This window comes from Caenimonas soli (genome assembly GCF_013155545.1).
In the GTDB taxonomy this organism is placed as follows: domain Bacteria; phylum Pseudomonadota; class Gammaproteobacteria; order Burkholderiales; family Burkholderiaceae_C; genus Ramlibacter; species Ramlibacter soli.
On sequence record NZ_JABJVV010000020.1, the window covers coordinates 61,775 to 84,118 of the forward strand.

Annotated in this window: 20 protein-coding genes and 1 pseudogene; 8 read left to right on the plus strand and 13 right to left on the minus strand. The window is 65.0% G+C overall.

Annotated elements, in window-relative coordinates:
* Positions 1–85 precede the first annotated feature (85 nt).
* Positions 86–1,810, plus strand: a complete 1,725-nt coding sequence (locus tag HNE04_RS24180) for a tetratricopeptide repeat protein (RefSeq protein WP_172225264.1) — start codon at positions 86–88, stop codon at positions 1,808–1,810.
* A gap of 40 nt (positions 1,811–1,850) precedes the next feature.
* Here the strand turns inward: HNE04_RS24180 and HNE04_RS24185 are convergent, their stop codons facing one another.
* From HNE04_RS24185 to HNE04_RS24195, 3 genes and pseudogenes are all read right to left on the minus strand, one after another.
* Positions 1,851–4,163 carry an NADP-dependent malic enzyme gene (locus tag HNE04_RS24185; protein WP_172225267.1) on the minus strand — a complete coding sequence of 771 codons (2,313 nt, stop codon included), beginning with the start codon at positions 4,161–4,163 and terminating at the stop codon, positions 1,851–1,853.
* Between the two features lie 64 nt (positions 4,164–4,227).
* Positions 4,228–4,953, minus strand: a pseudogene (locus HNE04_RS24190) (tripartite tricarboxylate transporter substrate-binding protein); the annotation flags it as partial.
* Between the two features lie 73 nt (positions 4,954–5,026).
* Positions 5,027–6,193: a mandelate racemase/muconate lactonizing enzyme family protein gene (locus HNE04_RS24195; RefSeq protein WP_172225270.1), complete on the minus strand. Its 1,167-nt coding sequence runs from the start codon at positions 6,191–6,193 to the stop codon at positions 5,027–5,029.
* Between the two features lie 99 nt (positions 6,194–6,292).
* Here HNE04_RS24195 and HNE04_RS24200 point away from each other — a divergent pair, with 99 nt between their 5' ends.
* Positions 6,293–7,201: a LysR family transcriptional regulator gene (locus tag HNE04_RS24200; protein WP_172225273.1), complete on the plus strand. Its 909-nt coding sequence runs from the start codon at positions 6,293–6,295 to the stop codon at positions 7,199–7,201.
* Here HNE04_RS24200 and HNE04_RS24205 read toward each other — a convergent pair.
* Positions 7,126–7,947, minus strand: a complete 822-nt coding sequence (locus HNE04_RS24205) for a helix-turn-helix domain-containing protein (protein WP_172225276.1) — start codon at positions 7,945–7,947, stop codon at positions 7,126–7,128. The genes HNE04_RS24200 and HNE04_RS24205 overlap by 76 nt on opposite strands.
* A gap of 129 nt (positions 7,948–8,076) precedes the next feature.
* Here HNE04_RS24205 and HNE04_RS24210 point away from each other — a divergent pair, with 129 nt between their 5' ends.
* Both HNE04_RS24210 and HNE04_RS24215 read left to right on the plus strand, forming a co-directional pair.
* Positions 8,077–9,417, plus strand: coding sequence for an MFS transporter (locus HNE04_RS24210; RefSeq protein WP_172225279.1), 1,341 nt, complete (start codon positions 8,077–8,079; stop codon positions 9,415–9,417).
* A 13-nt stretch (positions 9,418–9,430) separates the two neighbouring features.
* Complete coding sequence (locus tag HNE04_RS24215; protein WP_172225282.1) at positions 9,431–10,951, plus strand: WS/DGAT/MGAT family O-acyltransferase; 1,521 nt, start codon at positions 9,431–9,433, stop codon at positions 10,949–10,951.
* Here the strand turns inward: HNE04_RS24215 and HNE04_RS24220 are convergent.
* The gene (locus tag HNE04_RS24220) at positions 10,914–11,774 is read right to left on the minus strand and encodes an alpha/beta fold hydrolase (protein ID WP_207717709.1); all 861 of its coding nucleotides are present in this window, start codon (positions 11,772–11,774) and stop codon (positions 10,914–10,916) included. The two genes, HNE04_RS24215 and HNE04_RS24220, sit on opposite strands and share 38 nt — an antisense overlap.
* Before the next feature lie 157 nt (positions 11,775–11,931).
* Here HNE04_RS24220 and HNE04_RS24225 point away from each other — a divergent pair, with 157 nt between their 5' ends.
* Positions 11,932–12,171, plus strand: a complete 240-nt coding sequence (locus tag HNE04_RS24225; RefSeq protein WP_172225285.1) for a hypothetical protein — start codon at positions 11,932–11,934, stop codon at positions 12,169–12,171.
* Here HNE04_RS24225 and HNE04_RS24230 read toward each other — a convergent pair.
* Genes HNE04_RS24230 through HNE04_RS24245 form a run of 4 tightly spaced genes read right to left on the minus strand, consistent with a single transcriptional unit; the run spans position 12,104 to position 15,815 of the window.
* Positions 12,104–13,015 (minus strand): pseudouridine synthase, encoded by a 912-nt coding sequence (locus HNE04_RS24230; RefSeq protein WP_172225288.1) that lies wholly within the window; start codon positions 13,013–13,015, stop codon positions 12,104–12,106. The genes HNE04_RS24225 and HNE04_RS24230 overlap by 68 nt on opposite strands.
* Before the next feature lie 3 nt (positions 13,016–13,018).
* Positions 13,019–13,888 (minus strand): oxygen-dependent tRNA uridine(34) hydroxylase TrhO, encoded by an 870-nt coding sequence (gene trhO / locus HNE04_RS24235; RefSeq protein ID WP_172225291.1) that lies wholly within the window; start codon positions 13,886–13,888, stop codon positions 13,019–13,021.
* A 42-nt stretch (positions 13,889–13,930) separates the two neighbouring features.
* Positions 13,931–14,935, minus strand: a complete 1,005-nt coding sequence (locus HNE04_RS24240) for a DnaJ domain-containing protein (RefSeq protein ID WP_172225294.1) — start codon at positions 14,933–14,935, stop codon at positions 13,931–13,933.
* A gap of 49 nt (positions 14,936–14,984) precedes the next feature.
* Positions 14,985–15,815 (minus strand): hypothetical protein, encoded by an 831-nt coding sequence (locus HNE04_RS24245; protein WP_172225297.1) that lies wholly within the window; start codon positions 15,813–15,815, stop codon positions 14,985–14,987.
* A 191-nt stretch (positions 15,816–16,006) separates the two neighbouring features.
* On the opposite strand from HNE04_RS24245, the gene HNE04_RS24250 reads away from it, so the two are divergent.
* From HNE04_RS24250 to HNE04_RS24260, 3 genes are read left to right on the plus strand one after another with little or no spacing between them, the layout of a single operon-like run.
* Positions 16,007–16,948 carry a Tim44 domain-containing protein gene (locus HNE04_RS24250; protein WP_172225300.1) on the plus strand — a complete coding sequence of 314 codons (942 nt, stop codon included), beginning with the start codon at positions 16,007–16,009 and terminating at the stop codon, positions 16,946–16,948.
* A complete protein-coding gene (locus tag HNE04_RS24255; protein ID WP_172225303.1) occupies positions 16,932–17,819 on the plus strand; it encodes a LysR family transcriptional regulator in 888 nt (295 codons plus the stop codon). The genes HNE04_RS24250 and HNE04_RS24255 overlap by 17 nt, the downstream gene beginning before the upstream one ends.
* Positions 17,820–17,831: 12 nt before the next feature.
* The gene (locus HNE04_RS24260; protein ID WP_172225306.1) at positions 17,832–18,581 is read left to right on the plus strand and encodes a TerC family protein; all 750 of its coding nucleotides are present in this window, start codon (positions 17,832–17,834) and stop codon (positions 18,579–18,581) included.
* Here the strand turns inward: HNE04_RS24260 and HNE04_RS24265 are convergent, their stop codons facing one another.
* Genes HNE04_RS24265 through HNE04_RS24280 form a run of 4 tightly spaced genes read right to left on the minus strand, consistent with a single transcriptional unit; the run spans position 18,582 to position 22,111 of the window.
* On the minus strand, positions 18,582–19,190 hold the full coding sequence (locus HNE04_RS24265; RefSeq protein WP_172225309.1) for a DUF2894 domain-containing protein: 609 nt from the start codon (positions 19,188–19,190) through the stop codon (positions 18,582–18,584).
* Positions 19,183–19,842 carry an OmpA family protein gene (locus HNE04_RS24270; protein ID WP_172225312.1) on the minus strand — a complete coding sequence of 220 codons (660 nt, stop codon included), beginning with the start codon at positions 19,840–19,842 and terminating at the stop codon, positions 19,183–19,185. The genes HNE04_RS24265 and HNE04_RS24270 overlap by 8 nt, the downstream gene beginning before the upstream one ends.
* Positions 19,839–21,431 (minus strand): hypothetical protein, encoded by a 1,593-nt coding sequence (locus HNE04_RS24275; RefSeq protein ID WP_172225314.1) that lies wholly within the window; start codon positions 21,429–21,431, stop codon positions 19,839–19,841. Before HNE04_RS24275 ends, HNE04_RS24270 begins: the two co-directional genes overlap by 4 nt.
* Positions 21,428–22,111 (minus strand): DUF3348 family protein, encoded by a 684-nt coding sequence (locus tag HNE04_RS24280; protein ID WP_172225316.1) that lies wholly within the window; start codon positions 22,109–22,111, stop codon positions 21,428–21,430. Before HNE04_RS24280 ends, HNE04_RS24275 begins: the two co-directional genes overlap by 4 nt.
* Between the last annotated feature and the right edge of the window lie 233 nt (positions 22,112–22,344).

Here is a 22,344-nt window from a genome sequence, read left to right on the forward strand (position 1 = left end):
GCGGAGGCACCCACTGTACCCAATGGAAATCAACTAGACAATAATCCCCGTCGACGAGCATCTCGGCCACCGCACTCACAGCACAATGAAACCAAACATCGACGCGTTGAAGAAAAACTTCAGGGAAGGTCGCCACGCGCAAGCCATCGCGGAGTGCGAAGCCCTGTGCCGGCAAGACCCGGGCAATCTCGAGATCAAGAGACTGTGCGCGACGATGCACGCTCTTACGCAGAGCTACAGCCGAGCGCTTGAACTGCTGCACCAGATCCGCAACCCTGAACAAGAGAATGCCGACGTCCTGTTCAATATTGCCCTGTGCGAAAGAGAGTTGAAGAATTTCACGGGCGCGCAGCAGTACTTCAAGATCTACACGGACAAGTTTCCCAATAGCCCCGATGGCTGGGCGAGCTTGGCCGAGTGCAAGTTTCAATTGAACGAATTCAGTGAAGGCATCAGTCTTGCGGACCGGGCGATCAAGCTCGACGCTTCTTCACTTGCAGCCTGGACAGTCCGCGGAAACTGCCAAAAATCGGCCGGGCAGTTTGAAGATGCGCTGGCAAGCTATAAAAAGGCCAACCAGATCCAACCGGCCGTCGAGTGCCACTTCAATGCCGGTCTGATCTTTGTTGAAACGGGCAAACCGGCCGGAGCGATAGACAGCTTCGGCCAGGCAATCAAGCTGGCGCCCAAACTCGCCAAGCTGAGGGTCGCCCGAGGCGACGCTTTCAATAGCGTCGGCAAGTTGCAAGAGGCGGTTGCGGATTACAAGGCAACGCTCACGCTGACGCCCGCCGATGCTGAAACCTTAAAAAAGGCCACCCTCTGCCTGCTGGAATCAGGCCAAGGGAATGAGGCGCTCCAACTCTGCCGAGACATCCTGAAAGTCCATCCAGACAACCTGACGGCCAAACTTGGCGCGGAATGGGTATTGAGCCAGCTCGTTCCGATCTGGCATGTGCCGATGATGAACGAGCCCGAGCGGAACAAGGCCTTCTACGACGGGCTTGCATCGCTTGTCACGCCGGAAAAGGTCGTCTTTGAAATCGGAACTGGGTCTGGCCTTTTGGCCATGATGGCCGCGAAGCTCGGCGCCAAGAAAGTATTTACCTGCGAGGCCGTCGGCCTGATCGCCGATACCGCAAGAAAGATCGTCGCGCGCAACAACTACCAAGGCCAGATAACGGTCTTGGCAAAACCTTCGCATGCGATTCAGATCGAGCAGGACCTACCTGCCAAGGCGGACATCCTGGTCCACGAAATCTTTTCCAGCGAGTTGCTGGGGGAGCATGTCCTTCCCGCGATCGAGGATGCCAAGGCACGTCTGCTCAAACCGGGTGGGGAAGTCTTGCCTTCCTCGGCAAGCATCATGATCGCGCTCGTGAGTGGCGACGAACTGGGGAAGAATCTCTACGTCAGCGAAAGTTTCGGATTCGATCTTCGCGAGTTCAACGCCATCCATCCGAAGAAGCGGCCACTTTATCGAGAGGATCTGGCACCGGTTCTGATGAGTGACGACATCGAAGCTTTCCGTTTCGACTTTCGTAGGGACGCTACGTTTCCTGCCGAGCGGAAGGAGATCAAGATCACCACGACCCAGGGTGGGCTTTGCTATGGGGTCATCCAGTGGATCCGCATCGAACTGGCCGAGGGCGTCCACTTTGAAAACCACCCTTCGCGCCGCCGATCGGTGTCGAACTGGCAGCACACGATCTATGGTTTCGATGCGCCCATTCATCTCAACGAAGGTTCAGTCGTTTCGATTAATGCGACACACGATCGGTCGCGACCGTGGTTTGACCTGGCATCCTGACGTAATCAAGCCGCGTACTCTCCCGCTTCCTTGATCACCTTCATCGGTCGGCATTAGCGTCGGCGACAGTCAAGGCGGTCATATTCACTATCCGGCGGACTGTGGCGCTGGGAGTGAGGATGTGCACGGGCTTGGCGGCCCCCAGAAGAACCGGGCCGATCGAGATATTGCCTCCCGCTGCTGTCTTGAGCAGGTTATAGGCGATGTTCGCGGCATCGAGGTTCGGGAACACGAGCAGGTTGGCGTTTCCCTCCAGAGCACTGTTCGGCATGATCGCCTGCCGCTGCTTGCCGTCGAGGGCGACGTCGCCGTGCATTTCTCCGTCAACTTCCAGCCAAGGGGCCTGCGTGCGCAGCAGGTCGAGGGTTTGGCGCATCTTGATCGCAGTCGGCAGGTCGCTGCTGCCGAAATTGGAGTGAGACAACAGCGCCGCCTTGGGCTTGATCCCGAAACGCAGCATTTCTTCCGCCGCCATTGTCGTGATCTCGGCCAGTTCTTCGGGTGTCGGGTCGTAGTTCACGTGCGTGTCAACGAGGAACAGCTGCCGCTCCGGCAGAAGCAGGGCGTTCATGCAGGCGTAGATCGGGATATCCTGAGGCGTCGCCGGACAGCCGCCGGGCCGCTTGCCGATCACCTGGTCGATGTAGTGGAGGTGCATGGCCGTGGTGCCCCAAGTGCCGCAAATCATGCCGTCCACGTCACCCTTGTGCAGCAGCATTGCGCCGATGAGGGTGAGCCGACGGCGCATCTCGATCTTGGCCGTCTGGATCGTCGTCCCCTTGCGCTCCGTCATGCGGTGGTAGGTCTGCCAGAAGTCGCGGTAGCGGGGGTCGTACTCGACGCTGACGACGTCGTAGTCGAGTTCCTCCTTCAGCCTGAGGCCGAACTTTTCGATGCGCTGCGCGATGATTGCGGGGCGCCCGATCAGGGTGGGCCGCGCGATCCCCTCGTCCACTACCACCTGCGCCGCACGCAGCACGCGCTCCTCTTCCCCCTCGCAGTAGGCGACGCGTTTGGACGGCGCTCGCCGGGCGGCGTCGAAAATCGGCTTCATCGCGGTGCCCGAGGCATAGACGAAACCTTCCAACCTGGCGCGGTAAGCATCCATGTCCTCGATGGGACGCAACGCCACGCCACTCTCGGCAGCGGCCCGTGCCACCGCCGGCGCGATGCGCGTCATCAGGCGCGGATCGAACGGCTTGGGAATGAGGTAGTCCGGGCCGAAGGCGAGCTTCTCGCCGGCGTAGGCGGCGGCTACGCGTTCGCTCTGTTCGGCTTGCGCCAGTTCGGCGATGGCGTGAACGGCCGCGATCTCCATCTCGTCGGTGATGGTGGTCGCGCCTGAATCCAGCGCCCCACGAAAGATGTAGGGGAAGCACAGGACGTTGTTGACCTGATTCGGGTAGTCCGCCCGGCCTGTGGCCATGATGATGTCGGCGCGAACGGACCTGGCGTCCTCGGGCAGGATTTCCGGGGTCGGATTGGCCAGGGCGAAGATCACCGGCCGCACGGCCATGCGGGCCACCATCGCGGGCTTGAGCACGTTGCCGGCCGACAGTCCCAGGAACACGTCAGCACCCTCAATCACCTCGGACAAGGTCCGTGCTTCGGTTCTTTGCATGTACTGACGCTTGTCGTCGTCCATGAGCTCTTCGCGGCCCGCGTAGACCACGCCCGCCAGGTCCGTGACGAAAACGTTCTCGCGCTTCACCCCGACTTTCAACAGCAGGTTCAGGCAGGCCAGCGCAGCAGCACCGGCGCCCGATGTCACCAGCTTGACCTTGCCGATGTCCTTGCCCGCCACCTTCAGTGCGTTGACCATGGCGGCCGCGACCGTGATCGCGGTGCCATGCTGGTCGTCGTGGAACACCGGGATCTTCATGCGCTTGCGCAGTTCGCGCTCGACATAAAAGCAGTCTGGTGCCTTGATGTCTTCCAGATTGATGGCGCCGAAGGTCGGCTCCAGCGCGGCGATCACTTCGACCAGTTTCTTCGGGTCCTTTTCGTCGATCTCGATGTCGAAGACGTCGACTCCGGCGAACTTCTTGAAAAGGACGGCCTTGCCTTCCATGACCGGCTTCGAGGCCAGGGCGCCGATGTCGCCCAGCCCGAGCACTGCGGTGCCGTTGGTAATGACGGCGACCAGATTCCCGCGCGCGGTGTACTTGTACGCGGCCGCCGGGTCGCGGACGATTTCCTCGCAGGGTGCAGCGACGCCGGGCGAGTAGGCCAGGGAGAGGTCGCGCTGGTTGGACAGCGGCTTGGTCGCGCTGATGGCGAGCTTTCCGGCGGGCGCCTGGGCGTGATAGTCGAGGGCGGCCTGGCGGAAATCGGTTGTCGTGTTGGGTGTCATGATGAAGTGCCCTTGGAAAATGCAACGAGACCCCATTCTCGGGGGCCTCGTTCAACCTGCGGGATCAATCCGCGTACTCGCCGGCGTTCTTGATAACTTTCGTCCAGCGTACTGTCTCGGCTTCCACGAACTTCCTGTGTCCGGCCGGATCCAGCCTTCCGTCCTTGACCACGGACAGCCCCAGCGCCTCTTCGCGCTTGATGAGTTCGGGATCCTTCAGCGCGGTCCGCAAGGCCGCGTTCAACTTGGCGAGCGCCGCCGGTGGCGTGCCCTTGGGGGCGTACAGGCCGTGCCACACCTGGACGTTGAAGTCTTTCAAGCCCGCCTCGGACAGCGTCGGAACATCCTTCAGCACCGGGATCTGCAGCCGCTGCGAGCTGGTGACGCCAAAAACCTTGACCTTCTTGCCCTCGATCTGCGGGACGGCATTGGTCGCTTGCTCGCACATCAAGTCCACCTGGCCGCCGATGAGGTCGTTCATTGCGGGTGCAGTTCCCTTGTACGGAATGGTCGCGAGACTGGTCTTGAGCGCGCTCTGGAAGATCAGGCCACAGAGGTGTGAGGCCGAACCCAGGCCGGCGTTGGCAAGGTTGACCTTTCCGCCCGTCGCCGCCATCCACTTGCGAAGGTCCGCGAAGTTGATGGCGTCCAGGCTGGGCTTGCCGATGAGGACCGACGGCGCCTCGTTGATCAGGCCGAGGAACTCGAAGTCCTCCGGCACCTTGTAGCTGAGCTTGCGGTAGAGCGCCGGCGCGGTCGCCATGCCGATGTGGTGCACCAGCAGGGTGTAACATGGGCCAGAGCCAGCAGGCCGACGATGCGAGTGAACTTTTTCATTGGAATTCCTTGGGTACTGCTGCGGCTCAGGCCGAAAGCGCCTGCATCTCGCGGTAGAGATCGGCCTTGCCCTCGAAGCCGATCCCGGGCAGATCGGGCAGGGTCACATAGCCGTTCCGCACCTTCACGCCGTCGGGGAAACCGCCGAAGGGCTGGAACAGGTCGGGATAGGACTCATTGCCGCCCAGGCCCAGGCCCGCGGCGATGTTGAGCGACATCTGGTGGCCGCCGTGCGGGATACAGCGGCTCGCGGACCAGCCGTGTTCCTTCAGCATGTCCAATGTGCGCAGGTATTCGACCAGGCCGTAGCTCAGCGCGCAGTCGAACTGCAGCCAGTCGCGGTCGGGGCGCATGCCGCCGTAGCGGATCAGGTTGCGCGCGTCCTGCATCGAGAACAGGTCCTCGCCGGTGGCCATCGGGTTCTTGTAGTAGTTGCGCAGCGTGGCCTGCAGCTCGAAGTCGAGCGGGTCGCCCGGCTCCTCGTACCAGAACAGGTCGTACTGCGAGAGCGCCTTGGCATAGGCGATTGCGGTGTCGAGGTCGAAGCGGCCGTTGGCGTCGACGCACAACTTCTGGCCGTCCTGCAGCACGCTCAGGATCGAGTCGATGCGGCGCAGGTCCTCGTCGAGCGAGGCGCCGCCGATCTTCTTCTTGACCACGGTGTAACCACGGTCGATGTAGCTGCGCATCTCGTCCTTGAGCTTGTTGTGGTCCTGGCCCGGGTAGTAGTAGCCGCCGGCGGCGTAGACGAAGATCTCGCGGTTCGGCTTGCCGTTGCCATAGCGGTCGGCCAGCATCTGGAACAGCGGCTTGCCCTCGATCTTCGCCACTGCGTCCCACACCGCCATGTCGATCGTGCCGATCGCCACCGAGCGTTCGCCATGGCCGCCCGGCTTCTCGTTGGTGAACATCGTGTTCCAGATCTTGTGCGGATCGAGGTTCTTGCCGCTCGCATCGACCAGCGATTCGGCGCTGGCTTCCATCAGCCGGGGGATGAAGCGCTCCCGCATGAGCTTGCCCTGGCCGTAGCGGCCGTTCGAGTTGAATCCATAGCCGACGACCGGCTTGCCATCCCGGATCACGTCGGTGATCACGGCCACCAAGCTCAGCGTCATCTTGCTAAAGTCGATGTAGGCGTTGCGGATGGGCGAGCTGATGGGAATGGTCTTTTCGCGGATTTCGACGATCTTCACGGGGGTCTCCTGGGGTCTGTGAGGTGCCCAATGGTCGGCGCAATCCTGATTGGCGGCCAATGCTCTTTTTCTCTGCTTCAATGCTTTGAAAGCACCAAGATGAATTTTGTCTGGCTCGAGGACTTTCGTACCCTGGCGGCAACCGGCAACTTCTCGCGCGCCGCGGAAGAAAGGCACACGACGCAACCCGCGTTCAGCCGCCGGATCCGGGCCCTGGAAGAATGGCTGGACGCCGACCTGTTCGACCGGAGCACGCAGCCGGCCAAACTGACCGAGGTTGGCGAGTGGTTTCGCGGCGTGGCCGACGAACTGCTCGCGCGGGTGGCGCGCGTGCAGGGCGAGGCGCGCATCGTGGCGGAGTCCAGCTCGGTCACGCTGCGTATCGCGGCGACTCACGCGCTCTCGTTCACTTTCCTGCCGCGATGGCTGCGCAGCCTCGAATCGAGAACCACGCTGGGCCCGGTGCAACTGGTTTCCGACGTGCTGCAGCGATGCGAAGCGCTGATGCTCCAAAGCAAGATCCAGTTCGTCCTGAGCCACGCACACCCACAGGCGCGGGGCGCCCTGGATGCCGAGCCTTACCTGTCTGCCCAGGTCGGCCAGGATCAGCTGGTTCCCGTGTCAGCGCCCAACAAGCAGGGCAAGCCCCAGCATCGCGTCGGCGGCAGGACTTCCGGGGAGGTGCCGGTGCTCCAGTACACCGCCGAGTCTGGCTTGGGGCGCATCGCGCGCGCTGTCGTCGGATCGCGGCTCGAATCGGTCCCGGTGCGCGTGGCCTTCACCGCGCACCTGGCGTCGGTGCTGCGGCCGATGGCGCTGGACGGGCGCGGAGTCGCCTGGTTGCCGCAGACGCTCGTGGAAGACGACATGGCAGCGGGCCGGCTGGTGGCCGCTGCCGGCGACGACTGGAACATTCCGCTGGAGATTCGGCTTTATCGCGATCGGCGTCCAGTCGGTAGCGCGGCCGAGGCGTTCTGGAGAACGGTGGTCTCCGAACCCGCGCCTTGAGCCTGCTTCGGCGCCTTGCGCCGCAGCGCCCGCAGGTTGCGCGGCTCCCAGGGCCGCACCGCCAGCACCAGGGTCATGCTGTTCTTCTCGCTCAGCGGTAAAGAGCCGTCCTGTTGATTCATCTCGGCGAACTCATGCGCCACGCTCTTCAGGCGGCCGAGCAGGGCTGCGCGTGACTGCGCCGACAAGCTGCCGAACACCTGCAGCATCAGCTCGCTCTCGCCACCGAAATGCGACTGGAAAAAGTCCATCTGGGCATACTTGCGAAACTGCTGCTGGAACGGCCCGTCGGGCAGCCAGCGGAACGTGCCGCTGATGCGCAGGCGAAACCGGTTGTTGGGCTGCAACTCGATCATCTTCAGGCGGTCCAGCCGCGCCAGCATTTCGATGCATTCCGCGCGGCTCAGCGCGTAGTGCTCGACGATGTGCTCCAGCGTCCAGTAGCTCAGCACTGCGCAGGCCACCAGCATCAGCTTCGGGTCTTCGACCAGCTCCTGCTCCTGCTCCAGCGTCATCTGCGAAATCACGCTGGTGCGCGCGACCGCGGCAGCGGCAAGATCGGTGAACTCCATGCCGAGCAGGGCGCAGGTGGCGTCGATGCGTTGCAGGCTGAGCTCGTTCTGCGCGAACAGCCGCTTCACGGTCGCCTCGCTCAGGTCCAGGTGCTGCGCCACGCGGGAATAGGTGATGCGGCGCGCGCGCAACTCGCGCTTCAGGGCGTCCATCAAGGCGACGGAATGGGGCATGGGGAAAAGTATCACCGGCTGATACCACCCGGCATATAGGTATCAACCATTGAGATTTAGCCGGTTTGCTGGATTTTGGGTCGGACATTACGGCTCCCGCCCCCCAATTCACGCCCAGGAGACAAACCCATGAGCGCCAGCGCAACCGCCATCCGAACGCCGTACGACCCTGTACCGGCTGCCCCGTCCCAGGCCACGATAGCCGCCACCTACCGCAAGGTGACCTGGCGGCTGGTCCCGTTCCTCTTCCTCTGCTACGTCGTCGCCTTCCTCGATCGCATCAACATCGGCTATGCGCAGCTGCAGATGAAGCAGAGCCTGCCCTTCAGCGACGCGGTGTATGGCCTGGGGGCCGGTATCTTCTTCATCGGCTACTTCCTGTTCGAGGTGCCCAGCAACCTGATGCTGGCCAAAGTCGGCGCTCGCCGCACGCTGCTGCGCATCATGTCCTGCTGGGGCGTGGTGGCTGCCGCGATGATGTTCGTCACCACACCGACGATGTTCTACGTGCTGCGCTTCCTGCTCGGCATGTTCGAGGCCGGCTTCTTCCCGGGCGTGCTGCTGTACCTCACGTACTGGTACCCCAACGCCCGCCGCGGCCGCATCATCGCCCTGTTCATGAGCGCCACGGCCATCGCCGGCATCATCGCCGGCCCGCTGTCGGGCGGGATCATGAAGTACATGGACGGCATGAACGGCTGGGCCGGCTGGCAATGGCTGTTCCTGGTGCAAGGCCTGCCGGCCACGCTGCTGGGCATCGCCGCCTTCTTCTACCTGCAGGACAAGCCCGAAGACGCGCGCTGGCTGACCCCGGCGGAGAAAAGCATCGTCCGCGCCGAGCTCGACCAGGACCAGCAAGCCGCCGCCTCGCATGGCTCGTTCTGGCAGCTGCTGCGCGACCCCAAGGTCTACCTGATGTCGTTCATCTACTTCCTGCTGCTAGGCGCCGCGTACGCCATCATCTTCTGGGTGCCCACGGTGATCCGAAGCTGGGGCGTCACCGACATGCTGCAGATCGGCCTTTACGCCGCCATCCCCAACCTGATCGGCGCCGTCGCCATGGTGCTGGTCGCCCGCCATTCGGACAAGATGATGGAGCGTCGCTGGCACTTGATCGCCTGCGTGCTGGTCGCATCCGTGGGCATGCTGCTGACGGTGATGGCCAAGGGCAACCTGGCGCTGTCGCTGGCCTGCCTGTCGCTGGCGGTGGTTGGCGTGGCATCGGCCACCCCGATCTTCTTCACGATCCCCACGGCTTACCTGGCGCCGGCCTCGGCCGCCGCGGGCTTGGCCCTGATCAGCAGCCTGGGCAACCTGGGCGCCGCGGTGAGCCCCTCGCTCACCGGCCTGATCAGTGCGCGCACCGGCAATCCGCTGGACAGCATGTTCCTGGTCATCGCCGTCTACGCCCTGGTTGCCGCGATCGTCTGGCTGGCGGTGCCGGCCAAGATGCTGCGCCAGGCGCGTTGAGGAGGCCACATCCATGGACCACTTGAGCGGCCTCGACGCCACCTTCCTGTACATCGAAACGCCGGAGATGCCCATGCACGTGGGCAGCGTTCACCTCTTCGATCTGCCCAAGGGCTATCAGGGCGACTTCTACGACAACGTGCGGGAGCACATCGCCAGGCGCATGCACCTGGCACCGCTGTTCCAGCGCAAGCTGGCGCTGATGCCCTTCGAGCTGGCCAACCCGGTGTGGGTGGACGACGAGGATGTGGACCTGGACTACCACGTGCGGCGAGTCTCGCTCGCGCGGCCCGGCAGCATGCTGCAGCTGGAACAGATGATCGGGCGGCTGCATTCCAGCCTGATCGACCGCAGCCGGCCGCTGTGGGAGTTCTATGTGATCGAGGGCTTCCACACCGGGCAGGTGGCCTTCTACACCAAGATTCACCATGCGGCGATGGACGGCGCCGCCGGCGTGGCGCTGGGGCAGGCCGTGTTCGACCTGACGCCCGTCCCGCGCGCGGTCAAGCCCCCGCGCCAGCGCGTTCGCGCCAACCGCTACCAGCTGGGCATCGCCGAGCTGGCCGGCGCGGCGCTGTCGAACACCGTGACCCAGTACGTCAAGCTGGCAAAAATCCTGCCCGACATGGGCCGGGCCGCCAAGAGCCTGCTCAAGCGTGAAAGCGACGAAAAGGGCAAGCGCCGCTTCGTCGCGCGCAAGCAGTTCAAGTTCGGGCCGCGCACGCCGATCAACGGCGCCATCACCAACCAACGCTCGTTCGCCGGCGCTTGCATGCCGCTGGCCGAGGTCAAGGAGATCACGCGCGCCACCGACACCACGGTGAACGACGTGGTGCTGGCCATGTGCTCCGCTGCGCTGCGCCGCTACCTGGCGGACGAAGACTGCCGCCCGGACAAGCCCCTGATCGCCGGCGTGCCGGTGAGCCTGCGCGAGGCCGGCAACACCGACTTGAACAACCAGGTCTCGATGATGTTCGTCGGTCTGGCAACGGACATCAAGGATCCGCTCGAGCGCCTGGCCGCGATCCGGACCAACGCGATCGCCGCGAAGGAAGTCAACAGCCAGATCAAGACCGCGATCCCTACCGATTTCCCCTCGTTCGGCGCGCCTTGGCTGATGAGCGGGTTGGCGTCGCTCTACGGGCGTTCGCGCCTGGCCAATGTGATTCCGCCGCTGGCGAACGTGGCCATCTCCAACGTGCCGGGTTCGCCGGTACCGCTTTACCTGGCGGGCGCCAGGGTCGCGAGCTACATCCCCGTGTCCATTCCCGGCCATGGCGTGGGACTGAACATCACCGTGCAAAGCTACGACGGCGTACTCGGCTTCGGCATCACGGCTTGCCGCCGGGCCGTGCCGGACCCCCAGTCGGTGGCCAACTACCTGCGCGGCGCGCTGGCCGAGCTACTGGCAGCCGTGCGCGCATTGCCGGTGAACCAGGAGCCGGCTGGGGCGCGTGCGCCAGCGGCTCGTGCGGCCAAAACCCGTGCCCGGCATGTCAATGCGAAGCGAGCAACGTCGCCAATGCCCGGTTGAACGTCTCGGGCCGTTCATATTGCACCCAGTGCCCCGCGCCCTCGACCAGCACCAGCTCACCAAAATTGGGGAGCCGCTGCAGCAACGCCTGCAGCTCCCCCATTAGTCCGACGTAGAGCTGGTCGCACTCACCCCAGATGCCATCAACCTTGCATTGCAGCAGGGGCAGCGTCTGCGCCAGGATGTCGGTACGCGCGATGCGGCGTCGGCGCATTCTGTCGCGCGCCATGTTGGCGGCGTGCAGCTGGACGGTGAAGTCGTCGATGTTCTCGGGGTCGTGAATCAGCAGCACGCCCAGGTTGTGCCGGTGCACGGCATTGCGCGCCTCGATGTCTTCCAGGTGGCGCCACTCTTTCAGCCCCAAGTCTTTGGCGCGAAATCCGAGGGCGGGGGCGCCGGCAATCACCAGGTGCCGGATCAGGGCCGGCCTTGCCGCTGCGATCAAGCCGCCCAACATCCCGCCGAACGAGAAACCTGCGAGGTCGAAGCCTTCCGTTCCAACCACCTCACGCAGCCCTGCGGCCACCGGCTCCACCATGCCGTCTACGTCGGTAACGCCTCGGGCGGCGACCGAGTCGCCGAAACCGGGCAAGTCAGGCACGATGACGCGCCGACCGGTGGCGGCCAACGGCTCTACATTTCGCAACCAGTGCGTCCAGCTGCCGCTGCCGCCGTGCAGCAGCACCAGGGGCTCGTCTTTCTCTTCGCCCCACACGCGCCAGGCGATGCGGGTCTCACCGTGTACCGTTTCGATACGCCTGGAGCGGGAGAGAACGCGCAGCGCGGCCGCGGGGAGTTCGTGGGAGAGCGGGGGCTGCGACATCGGGTGTTTCAGTTTTTCAAGGACTTCGCTTTAGCTCGGCCTGAGCCATCGCCATCATGTTAGCGCTACGCGCGTTGAAGACACTGGTTACGAACCTACGCGTTTCAAGCTGAAATTTCGCTTGATCGACAAACGCTTTGTCGACAGACTCCGCCCCATGAATCGCGAGCCGAATACCAACCCCACCCGGATGCTTGAACAGGTGCGAGATCTGAGACAGCTGCGCGACATCGCGCAACGCGAACACGGGCCTCAGGGCAGATCAACCAAGCGCATCCAGGAAGCGCTGACTCAAGCGGAGCGGGAACTGGAAAATGGGCGCGCAGGCTTCAAGCCAGTGACGCAGCAGGAAAGTGCAGCTGCTGCCGACTGGAAAAACGACGGTTCTCGCCGGTGACGGGGTCGCGGAAGGCGATGCTTTCCGCGAGCAGCCGTAGCGGGTCGTCGATCTTGTCACCGCCTTGGGGCATCAAGGTCGGATAGATGCGGTCGCCCAGGATGGGCAGCCCCAGGGCCGCCATGTGCACCCGCAACTGATGCCGCTTTCCGGTGAGCGGGCGAAGGCGGTAGCGTGCCTGCGTGCCGCGCATTTCCATCAATTCGATTTCGGTCCGCGCGTTCGGTTTTCTTGAGGCATCGTCGGGCGCCTCGCGCATCTGCATAAATTGATCGCTGGTCACCAGGGTGCTGGTGCGAGTCAGGGGGAACTGCAGCAATGCATTGGCGGGCGCGATGGCCTGGTAGCTCTTGACGACCGCGCGGTCGGCAAAGAGGGCGTGATAACCCGCGCAGGTCGCAGGCTGCTTGGCGAACAGCACGACGCCGGCGGTCTCGCGGTCGAGTCGGTGCAAGGGTGTCAGCGCATCGAGACCCAGCTGGCGGCGCAACCGCACCAGCAAGGTCTCCTGAAGGTAGTTGCCCGACGGCGTGACGGGCAGGAAGTGCGGCTTGTCGGCCACCACCAGCAGTTCGTCTTCGAACAGCACGCAGGCCTGCGCCGCATTGGGAACCTCATCCGGAACCGTGCGGTAGTAATACAGCTTTCCGTACGGCACGTAAGGCTGCTCCGGCGCGACGCAACTGCCCGCGCGGTCAACGACATTGCCGCCCGCCATGCGCGCGCTCCACTCGGCCGCGGAGATCGCGGGGAACCGGTCCACCAGGAAATCCAGCATGCAGGTCCATCGACCGGCCGGCAGCGCCACCTGGCTCGGACCGACACCGTCGCGAGTGGGCAGCATGGGCTAGGCCACCGACTCTTCGGGCTGCGCCCCGACCGCCTGTGCCAGCCGCAGGCCCCGCGCGAGTCGCCAGGCCCCGTCCGATTCCTCCGCGTACACGTCCTCAAGCGTGGTGGCGGTTTCCTGCAAGCGGCTGTCCAGCGCCACGCGATTATCGAACACGAAGCATTCGCCGCGCCAGTCCCGATCCGCATCGGGCATCTGCAGAAAGTAGTTGAGGATGCCGCCTTCGAGCTGGTAGACGGGCAGGCCCAGGTCCAGCATCCAGGCGCTGGTCTTTTCGCATCGGATGCCGCCGGTGCAGTACATCGCAACGCGCTTGCCTTGGGCTTTCCACTCCGCAGCGTGGGCCCGCACATAGGCCGGAAAGTCGCGGAAGTTGGTCACCCCGGGGTCGATGGCGCCTTCGAAATGGCCGAGGCGATATTCGAAGCTATTGCGGTTGTCCAGCAGCACCAGCTCGGGATCCTTGATCAGCTCGCGCCAATCCTGCGGCGAGACATTGGTGCCGGTCCCGCGGCCATCCACCCCCTCGATGCCAAGCGGCACGATCTCTTTCTTGACGTGCACCTTCATCTTGCCGAAAGGAGGTGTGGTGCACGCACTGCGCTTGAATGCCATGCCGCTGAAGGCGCCGGCAAAGGCCGGGTCCTGCAGCAGAGCCTGTTCGATGCGGTCCACAGCTTCTGGCGTGCCGGCTAGCATGCCGTTGACGCCCTCGGTGGCCACCAGGATGCTGCCGCTGAGCCCGTCGCCCCCCTGCGAGACCAGCTCGCGCAAGCGGACGGCCACTTCCTCAGGCTGCGGCAGCTGCGTGAATTTGTAGAACGCGGTGTGGAGCAGGGGAGGCGGCGGGCGGCGAGGCAGGGACATCGGGCTGATTTTCCCACGGGTGGGCGGATGCACTGATGGGGCTCACCCGCGCCGAACCTGCCAGCCGTCCACCAACCGGTTCCACGCCGCCATGCGATCGCCGGCGGCGGTGCCGGCCGCGCCGGAGTTGCTGGCCACCAGTCGATCGATCGCGGCCTCCTGCTCCCGGCTGAATTCCTCCGGAAACATCGGCACGACGGTGACGATGCAGTCCGCAGCCTCTGCGCCGCTTGCCCACGGCAGGCCCGCGTCCTTGATGCGATAGCTCAGGTAGCCCCGGCGCAGCTTCATCTGCTGCAGTCCGCGGGGCGTGGGAACCTCGATCCAGCGATTGGCCATCCAGGCAAAGCCGTCAACGGGCAGCTCGCATTTCAAGGTGCCGTCGGCTTCGGCCGTGAAGAACTCGTGCGGCTGCAACTCCACGCGCAGACGCAGGGCCAGCTTGTGCTTGCGCTGCCTGCCTTGCACGCGGGCGGTGACATCGAGCAGGTCGCCGGCGCGCGCGCCGGGCGCGACTTGCACCCGGCAGCGGTACTTGCTCGCCGGCGCCTTGCCGCTGGCTGCGCAGGCAGTGCAGCCTTGGCGCGTCTTCCCGTGACCCTGGCAGGCGGTGCATTCGACCGCGGAAGAGACCCAGCCGAACCAGAGATGCTGCCGGATGTGGCCGACGCCGCCACATTCGCTGCATTCGCTGGCTTGCGGCTGCAGGCCACTGCCTGCGCAGTCGGCGCAGTCCTCGACCACCTCGCCCCGGACTTCCTTGACGCAGCCGACTACCACCTCTTCGAGCGTGAGGCTCACGGTGTGCTCCGCGGTGGGTTGCGGACCCGGGGTGGGTTTCTCGTCGGCTTCCGCCTCCGGCTCGCCCCGGACCCGGCGAATCTCCTCCAGTGCGCGATTGATGCGCTGGATCTTTCGCAGCGCCTGCGGGCTGTCGTTGCGATCCGGGTGCCAGCGCGCGGACAGGCGACGCCAGGCCGCCTTCACTTCGGCATCGCTGGAGCCCGGCGCCAAGCCGAGTTCGTGATAGGGGTCTTCGACGTGCATGGGACTTCAATGCGCAAGCTCTGTTGCGGTGCATCATGGTAGCGGACCGTCACGGGCTGACGCTGATCGCACACACTCTTTGACAAAGCAGGCGCCTCAACGCGCCAGGATCTTGTGCCTTTGCCACCACAGGTGGCCGAATGACGGGATGGTCTTTCGGGCTGGCAGCCGGACTGAAATGCATCCCGTAGATTCGAGGGGCCCCCGGCACGGGTACGAGATTTTTGCCCAGTCGCTGTGAGGCGTCGGCGGCCAACTCCGGGGTCAGACAAACCACGTGCGCAACCCCGCGCACGGCTTCCGACAACCCGCGGGGGTCGACACCGTAGTAGTGGGAGTTGGCTTTGTTGGTCAGGGCAATGACGGGCAATGCCCGCTGGTCCAGCAGGACGTGGTCACAAAACGCGTCGAGCTGCATGGGATCGCCCACCATTCGGGGCTCCCCGACGACCGCGACGCCTCCATCCTCCAGATCGAGTCGTTCGACCCATGCGCCCAGCAGTTTGGGCGGAGCAATGACTGCGGGGGCGGAATCCAAGTTGGAGCACGCGGTTTGCAGAGTCATCAGGTCCGCTTCGCCCGTGTCCGTGACCGTCGCGCGCGTCGTCCATGTGCGCCGGCTGTTCTTCTCGCTGTAGGCCACCTCGAGCATCCAGGCCGAGCCGTCGGCGTTGGTCGTCAGCAAAAGCCTCTGGCCGGGACAGCGTCGCTCCAGCGCACTGCTTTCGAGCTCTGAGGCGGACGGTATGAGCTGTGGCCACTTGGTGCCGACCCAGCGCCAGGCAAGGTCCTTCGCCCGCCGGCGGTTCGCGTAGGAATTGGCCCTGCTTCGAAGTGCCGTGCGGAAAACAAGTCTTGAACTTTCAGGTTGGAGGCTCATGGTGACTGCACTGCAAGCAGTTATCGAGCCCGGATGGAACTTCGTTCATGGTGCCGTCCGTTGCGCGTCAGACTTGCCGCCGCGATTGTCACTTCGGTTTTTTCTGAGTATTCTGAAGGTATTCGCTTCTTTTTCCTTCGCAATGCCGCTGCTATCTTCAGGAACCTGAACAAACCTCCTGGGGAATCCTCATGAAGAAAGCATTGGCCCTCTTTGCTGTCGTACTTTCGATCGGTATGACGGCCGCGCTCGACGCCGAAGCCAAACGGCTGGGCGGCGGCAAGTCCGGCGGCATGCAGCGCCAGAACATCTCCGCCCCGGCCAAACCGGCCGGCGGTGCGCAGGGCGCCCCCGGGCAGGCGGCGCCTGCGGCGGGATCTCCGGCCGTTGCCGGCGCGCCCGCCGCCGCGGCCGCCGCAGCGCCAAAGCGCAACTGGATGGGCCCCGTTGCGGGCTTGGCGGCCGGTCTGGGTCTGGCTGCATTGGCCTCGCACTTCGGCTTCGGCGAGGCCCTGGCGAACATGATGATGATCGGTCTCGTCGTGATGGCCGTGTTGCTCTTGGTCGGCTTCATGCTACGCAAGCGGGCAGCGGGCCAGGCCGGAACCCTGGCAGGCGCCGGCGGCCCGGCCTATCGCGGCTCCGAGCCCCGTTCGCTGCAGCAAGGCGGCTCCCTGATCGGCTCGCGCCTCGGAGGAGGCCTCGGTTCGCCAAGTGCGGGCGGGCAGCCCACGGGCATCCCGGCCGACTTCGACACGGCCACCTTCGCGCGCAACGCCGAGGCCCAGTTCGTCGGTTTGCAAACCGCCAACGATGCACGTGATTTGAATGCGTTGCGTGGCTACTTGACGCCGGAAATGTTTGACCTGGTGCGGGCAGACATCGACGCCCGCAGCGACGCGCCGCAGAAGACGGAAGTGTTCGGACTGCAGGCGCAGGTGCTGGATGTGGCTCAGGAAGAGACGCACTATGTGGTGAGCGTGCGCTTCACCGGCAGCGTGCGAGACCAGCATGGGGCCGTGCCGGAGGACCTGGACGAGATCTGGCACCTGACCAAGCCGCGTGCCGGCCAGGGTGGCTGGATGATCGCCGGCATCCAGCAGGGCGCGGAATCCGATGGCAGGCCCGCTTAACTACGGCCACCTCTACTACTTCTGGGTCGTCGCCAAGGAGGGGGGCATGGCGCGTGCAGCGGATCGGCTGGGAATGGCGGTACAGACGGTCAGCGCGCAGGTCCGCGCGCTCGAACAGTCCCTCGGACACGCCCTGTTCAAACCTGCCGGGCGAGGAGTGGCGTTGACCGAGGCCGGCATCGCTGCCATGGCACAGGCCGATCAGATCTTCCAGCTCGGCGAACAGCTTCCCACCGCAGTGCGGGAGGCGGCCACCGGGCAAGGGCTGCGGCTGGCCGTGGGCATTTCCGATGGCTTGCCGAAGCTGGTCGTGCACCACTTGCTGCAGCCGGTGCTGCAAGCTCCGGGGCTGCGGCTGTTATGCCATGAAGGTGAGTTCGACGAACTGCTGGGCGACCTGGCGCTGCACCGGCTGGACGCGGTCCTGTCGGACCGGGCGGCGCCGCCCAACCCGAACCTGCGGCTGTACAGCCACCGGCTCGGCGAAGCGACGCTGGCCTGGTTTGCGCCGGTTGCCCTGGCAAAGAAATGCAAGGCAGCCTTTCCGGCATGCCTGGCCGAAATGCCGGTGCTGCTGCCGACCGGCCATGCGGCGGTGCGCCCGCGGCTCGATCATTGGTTCGAACGCCAGGGTCTGCGGCCGCGCGTGGCCGGCGAATTCGAGGACAGCGCCTTGCTCGCGGCGTTCGGCCGCAGCGGCATGGGGGCGTTCCCCGCCTCCCAGTGGTCACGCGAAGAACTGCTGAAGGATCCGGGTATGCGGCTGCTCGGCGACGCCCCCGAACTGGTCGAGCACTTTTACCTGATATCGGCCGAACGCCGGATCCAACATCCACTGGTGCAGCGGCTGCTGCACGCAACTCACTCCTAAATCCTGACCACGATGGAATTCCTACTCGACCCCAATATCTGGATCGCCTTTGCGATGCTTACCGCCTTGGAAATTGTCCTCGGCGTCGACAACATCATCTTCATCTCCATCCTGGTCGGCCGCCTGCCACCCGATCTAAGGGACAAGGCCCGCCGCCTCGGGCTGGGCTTCGCGATGATTTCACGCTTGCTGCTGTTGTTCTCGCTCAGCTGGGTCATGGGCCTGACCGCTGATCTGTTCAGCGTGCTCGGTGAGGGCATCAGCGGGCGCGATCTCGTGTTGCTGTTCGGCGGCTTGTTCCTGCTCTACAAGGCGTCTCACGAGATCTTCGTGGAAGTGGAAGCTCGCGAAGACCACGGACCTGCGCCGAGCGACGCAGCCGCGCTGAGGGCCAGCGGCCTCAAGCTCTTCTGGGGCATCATCGGCCAGATCGCGATCATCGACATCGTGTTCTCGCTCGACTCGGTGATCACCGCGGTGGGCATGGTCGACCAGCTTGGCGTCATGGCTGCGGCCGTCGTCACCTCGGTGGGCGTGATGCTGTTCGCCGCCAAACCGATCGGCGACTTCGTCGATCGCCATCCTTCGGTCAAGGTGCTTGCGCTCGCCTTCCTGGTGATGGTGGGCATGGCGCTCACGGCCGAGGCCTTCGACATGCACGTCCCCAAGGGCTACATCTACGCCGCGATGGCTTTCTCGCTGGGTGTGGAGGCATTGAACCTGCGCGCCCGCGCAAAGCGCCGCGCTCGCGCCGCCGCCTGATCATTTCTTCTGCCGACCGCGGCGCGTTGGCTTGGCCGGCTTGGCCTGTCGTTGGGGGTACTTCTCGCGCGCCTGATCCAGCCACTGCAGCGACTCCACCTGCACCAGAAACCGCCGCAGGTAGTCGTCCGACAGCTCTCCCATCAAGGCCAGCGAACGCAGGATCAGCACGTGCGAATTGAGCGGGCCGGCGTTGGCGGGCTTTCGGGAGGCGGCTTGCTCCACCTGATCCTGGATACGGCTGCTGGACCAGGCTCGCCTGAACCGACGCACGCTCGCCAGTTCGTCTGGCTCGTGCGCCTCGTTCGCCGCCGCAGCCCCGCGGCCGGCCGAGGCGTCGCGGATGGACTGGTTCAGCTGAGCCAGCGGCGAAGCCAGCGGGCGCGCGGCCTCGTTGACAGCGACTTGCTGCTCTTGGGCGAAGCGCCTGGCATAGTCAGCCAGCGCCGCTTGCAGCTTGTCCTGCAGGAGGCGGCGCACTGGTTCCACCTGGCTCGGCAGGCGCCGCGAAAGCGCCTCCAGGTAATGGAAGCGCGCGGGGTCGATGCGCCAGGCGCCCTCGCTGCGCAAGGACTCAAGCCATGTCTGCAGCGGCTGGGGCTCACTCATGGGAGGTGGGGGAGGCGGGCGCAGGACCGGACCTGGGCACGGGCGCCATCTCCACCCGGCGGTTCCGTGCGCGGCCATCTTCGCTGGCGTTGGAGGCCACTGGCTGCTCGGCGCCAAAGGCCGCGGCAAACACCTGGGGCGGTGGCATGCCCTCCTCGATCAGCGCCCGGGTGACCGTCAAGGCCCGCTGGGCCGACAGCTCCAGATTGTCGGCAAAGCGCTGGTTGCCGTCCTGGATGGGCTTGTCGTCGGTGAAGCCGCTGACCATCATCATCTCGTTGCGTTCGCCCAGGTACACCTTCAGCGGGTGCACCAAGCTCTTGAGCAACAGCCGCCCGTCGGGGCGCAACTTGTCCGAGTTAGAGGGAAACAGCACGCTGCCGCTGATGCCGATGCGTCCGTTGCTCAGTGTGACCCGGCCCGAGGCCAGGGGAATGGCCAAGGCCTTTTCCAGCGCCATGCGGCGCTGCTCCTCGACCCGGCGCTTTGCGACCTCGGCGTGCAGGCTCGCCACCAGGTCCATCTGGACCACCAACACACCCACCAGGATCAGCACGAACGCGCCGAGCAGGCCCGACATCAGGTCCCCGAAGACGGCCCAGACCGGGGCGACCTGCTGGGCGGCGTTGTCGTTGTCGTCCAGCTCCATCATCCGCGGGCCCCATGGACCAGGGCGACCGGCTTGCCCTGCAGCTGGCGCAGGTTGTCAACCAGGCCCTGTTGCGAGGCGATGCTCAGGTCGATGACCTCGCGCGCCTGCGCTACATAGTAGGCCAGTTGCTCGTCGCTGCGAGCGGTGGACCGGTTGAGGGACGCTTCGATGCGCTGCAGGCTTTCCATCAGCTTGTCGTTGGTGGCCTGGAACAGCTGCACGCCATGGCTGAAGGCTTCGCCCAGGCTCGACAACTCGAGCGCGCTGGCGGTGACGTGTGTGGCGATATCGGCCGCCTTGCCCGCGTGCGCTTCCAGAACAGACGAGGCAGAGGCCACCAACGCCTCGATCGCCACGCGCTGCTCGCCCGAGGATTGGTTGACGACCTGCAGCAGCGCGCCGAGTTGCTCGAGCAGGACCGTGCGCTCCTGCAGCGCAAGCTTGTCCCGCCCGATGGCGGCCTGCCCCCGTTGGCTCTCTTCCTGCCGCAGCGCGGCCATCTCCGTGCGCCACAGGCTGGCCAGCTGGTCCATGCGCTGGCCGTGCTGATCGACCCACTCGGCCTCCGTCTCCGTGCGCGAACGAACCAGCTCCTCGGACCGGGCCAAGCTGTCGCGAGCCGTCGCCAGCAGCGTGGCGCTGCGCTGCTCGAAGGCATCGGTGAAGGACGCCAGGGTCCGCTGCGATTCCTGCGCGATCTGCGCCATCGCGGACTCGACGACGGGCTTGATGCTTTCGCTGGCCGCCCGCGCGCCGGCAGCCAGGCTGTCCTGGAGCGAGGTGCCGACGCCCTGCGCCAACGCGGTATAGGCCAGCGTCACATCGCGGTGGAACTGGGCCTGGCGTCCCAGCAGCTGCTCATCCAGCTGCTGGCTGCGCCGTTCGATGCGCTCCATCATGGCCTCGAGCTTGTCGACGACCTGGGGCAGCGCGCCGGCCTGCGCCTGTAGCGCACGGAAAGTCTCCTGGCGCTGGTGGACGAGCGAGAACGGCCGCAGGACGGTCGCGATCCGGCTGTCCAGCTGCCGTCCTATCTCCTGCCGCTCGCGCCGGCTGATGGCCGACATCAGGCCCAGCATGGCCGACGCCGCAACCCCGGCCACCGAGGTGCCGAACGACAGGCCCAGGCCCTTGATGGGTTCGGCCAGCGCCGAGCGAATGGCCTGCAAGTCGGTCGAGCCTTCCAATGCGAACACGGCGCCCTTGAAGGTGATGACCATGCCCAGGAAGGTGCCGAGCATCCCCAGCATGACCAGCAGCCCCACCAGGTACGGCGTGAGCGCCGGGCTCGGCAGGCCACCGCGTTCTCCCTCGATGCGCGAACGCACGGCGTTGCGCAGCGTAGGTGGCACTCGCTCGAGCCAATCGCCCAGGCTGGACAGGGGCTGGGGAATGTCCGCCAGCGCTGTCGAAAGGCCGGTGCTTGCCGCGCGGAACTGCCGGAGCTCGGACGCACCGAGCAGATAGACCCCGGCGATCACTGCGGTCATGACCAGGGCGATCCAGCTCGAGCCGACAAATCCCAGGCCCACCCAGGCCACGGTCACCAGGCCGATGGCAAAGGCCACCGCAAAAAAACGCTTGCTCATTGTTGATACTTCAATTCGTTGTTCAGTGCTTCTATCAAGCCCGCAACGGGCTCCAGGCGCAGGTCCAGCTCCGCCAGCAAGGCCAGCCGCCAATCCCTGGCAAAGGCTTCCAGCCATCCGCCGGCCTGGCTCCGGGCCAATTGCTCGAAGCGCCGCTCCATCAGGGATGCCACCTCGGGCAGGAGCAGTTGCTCGCGAGGGGCGAGCAACTGCTCGAGCACGGCGTCGAGGGCAGCGAGCTGCCGCAGCCTGGCCGAAATCCGGCACAGGGTCTGGCGGACATGGTCACGCAGCGGAGTGATCATCTGTTCCATCTGGCGTTGCAGCTCCAGATGGCGCCGGCGGTAGGGGGAATAGCCCGCATCGGCCTGCGGCAGCTTATCGCTCGCGAGCGGTATGAGGTTCCGCGCGATCGCGCGGGCGAGCGCCGTCCGCACGCGCTGGACCTCCTCTTCGATGGCCTGGGCCGGGGTCGAAAAACGCGCATCCGACGGTTTGCCCGGCGCAGCCGTTTTGATCGCCTTGATCGATTGGTGCGCCGCCTGTAATCCGATGGCGTCGAACGCGTTCAACCACAGGCTCAGCCGCTCGGCAAAGTCCATCCCGGGCGCTTCCGCATCCACGGGCGCCCATTCGCCCAGCAAGCGAACAAGCTTTGAACTGTTGAAGTCGCGGCGCAAAAAAACAATCCTCTGCGCCTTGTCGGCGCAATCAAAACTTCGAAAAGGGTAGGGCGGTGGCGACTTTTCGCGGGCTGTCCTGCGGACCTCCTGCGCTGCACGGGCTCGTTGCGGACAACTGCCTGTATTAGAAACGATCTGAAGGGCGAATCCCGATGCGAACGACGCTGCGGCCCGGGGAGGCTGTGGCGTGCGCGCAGCAAGTTCGGTACTTTTTCATGTCTACGGCCGCC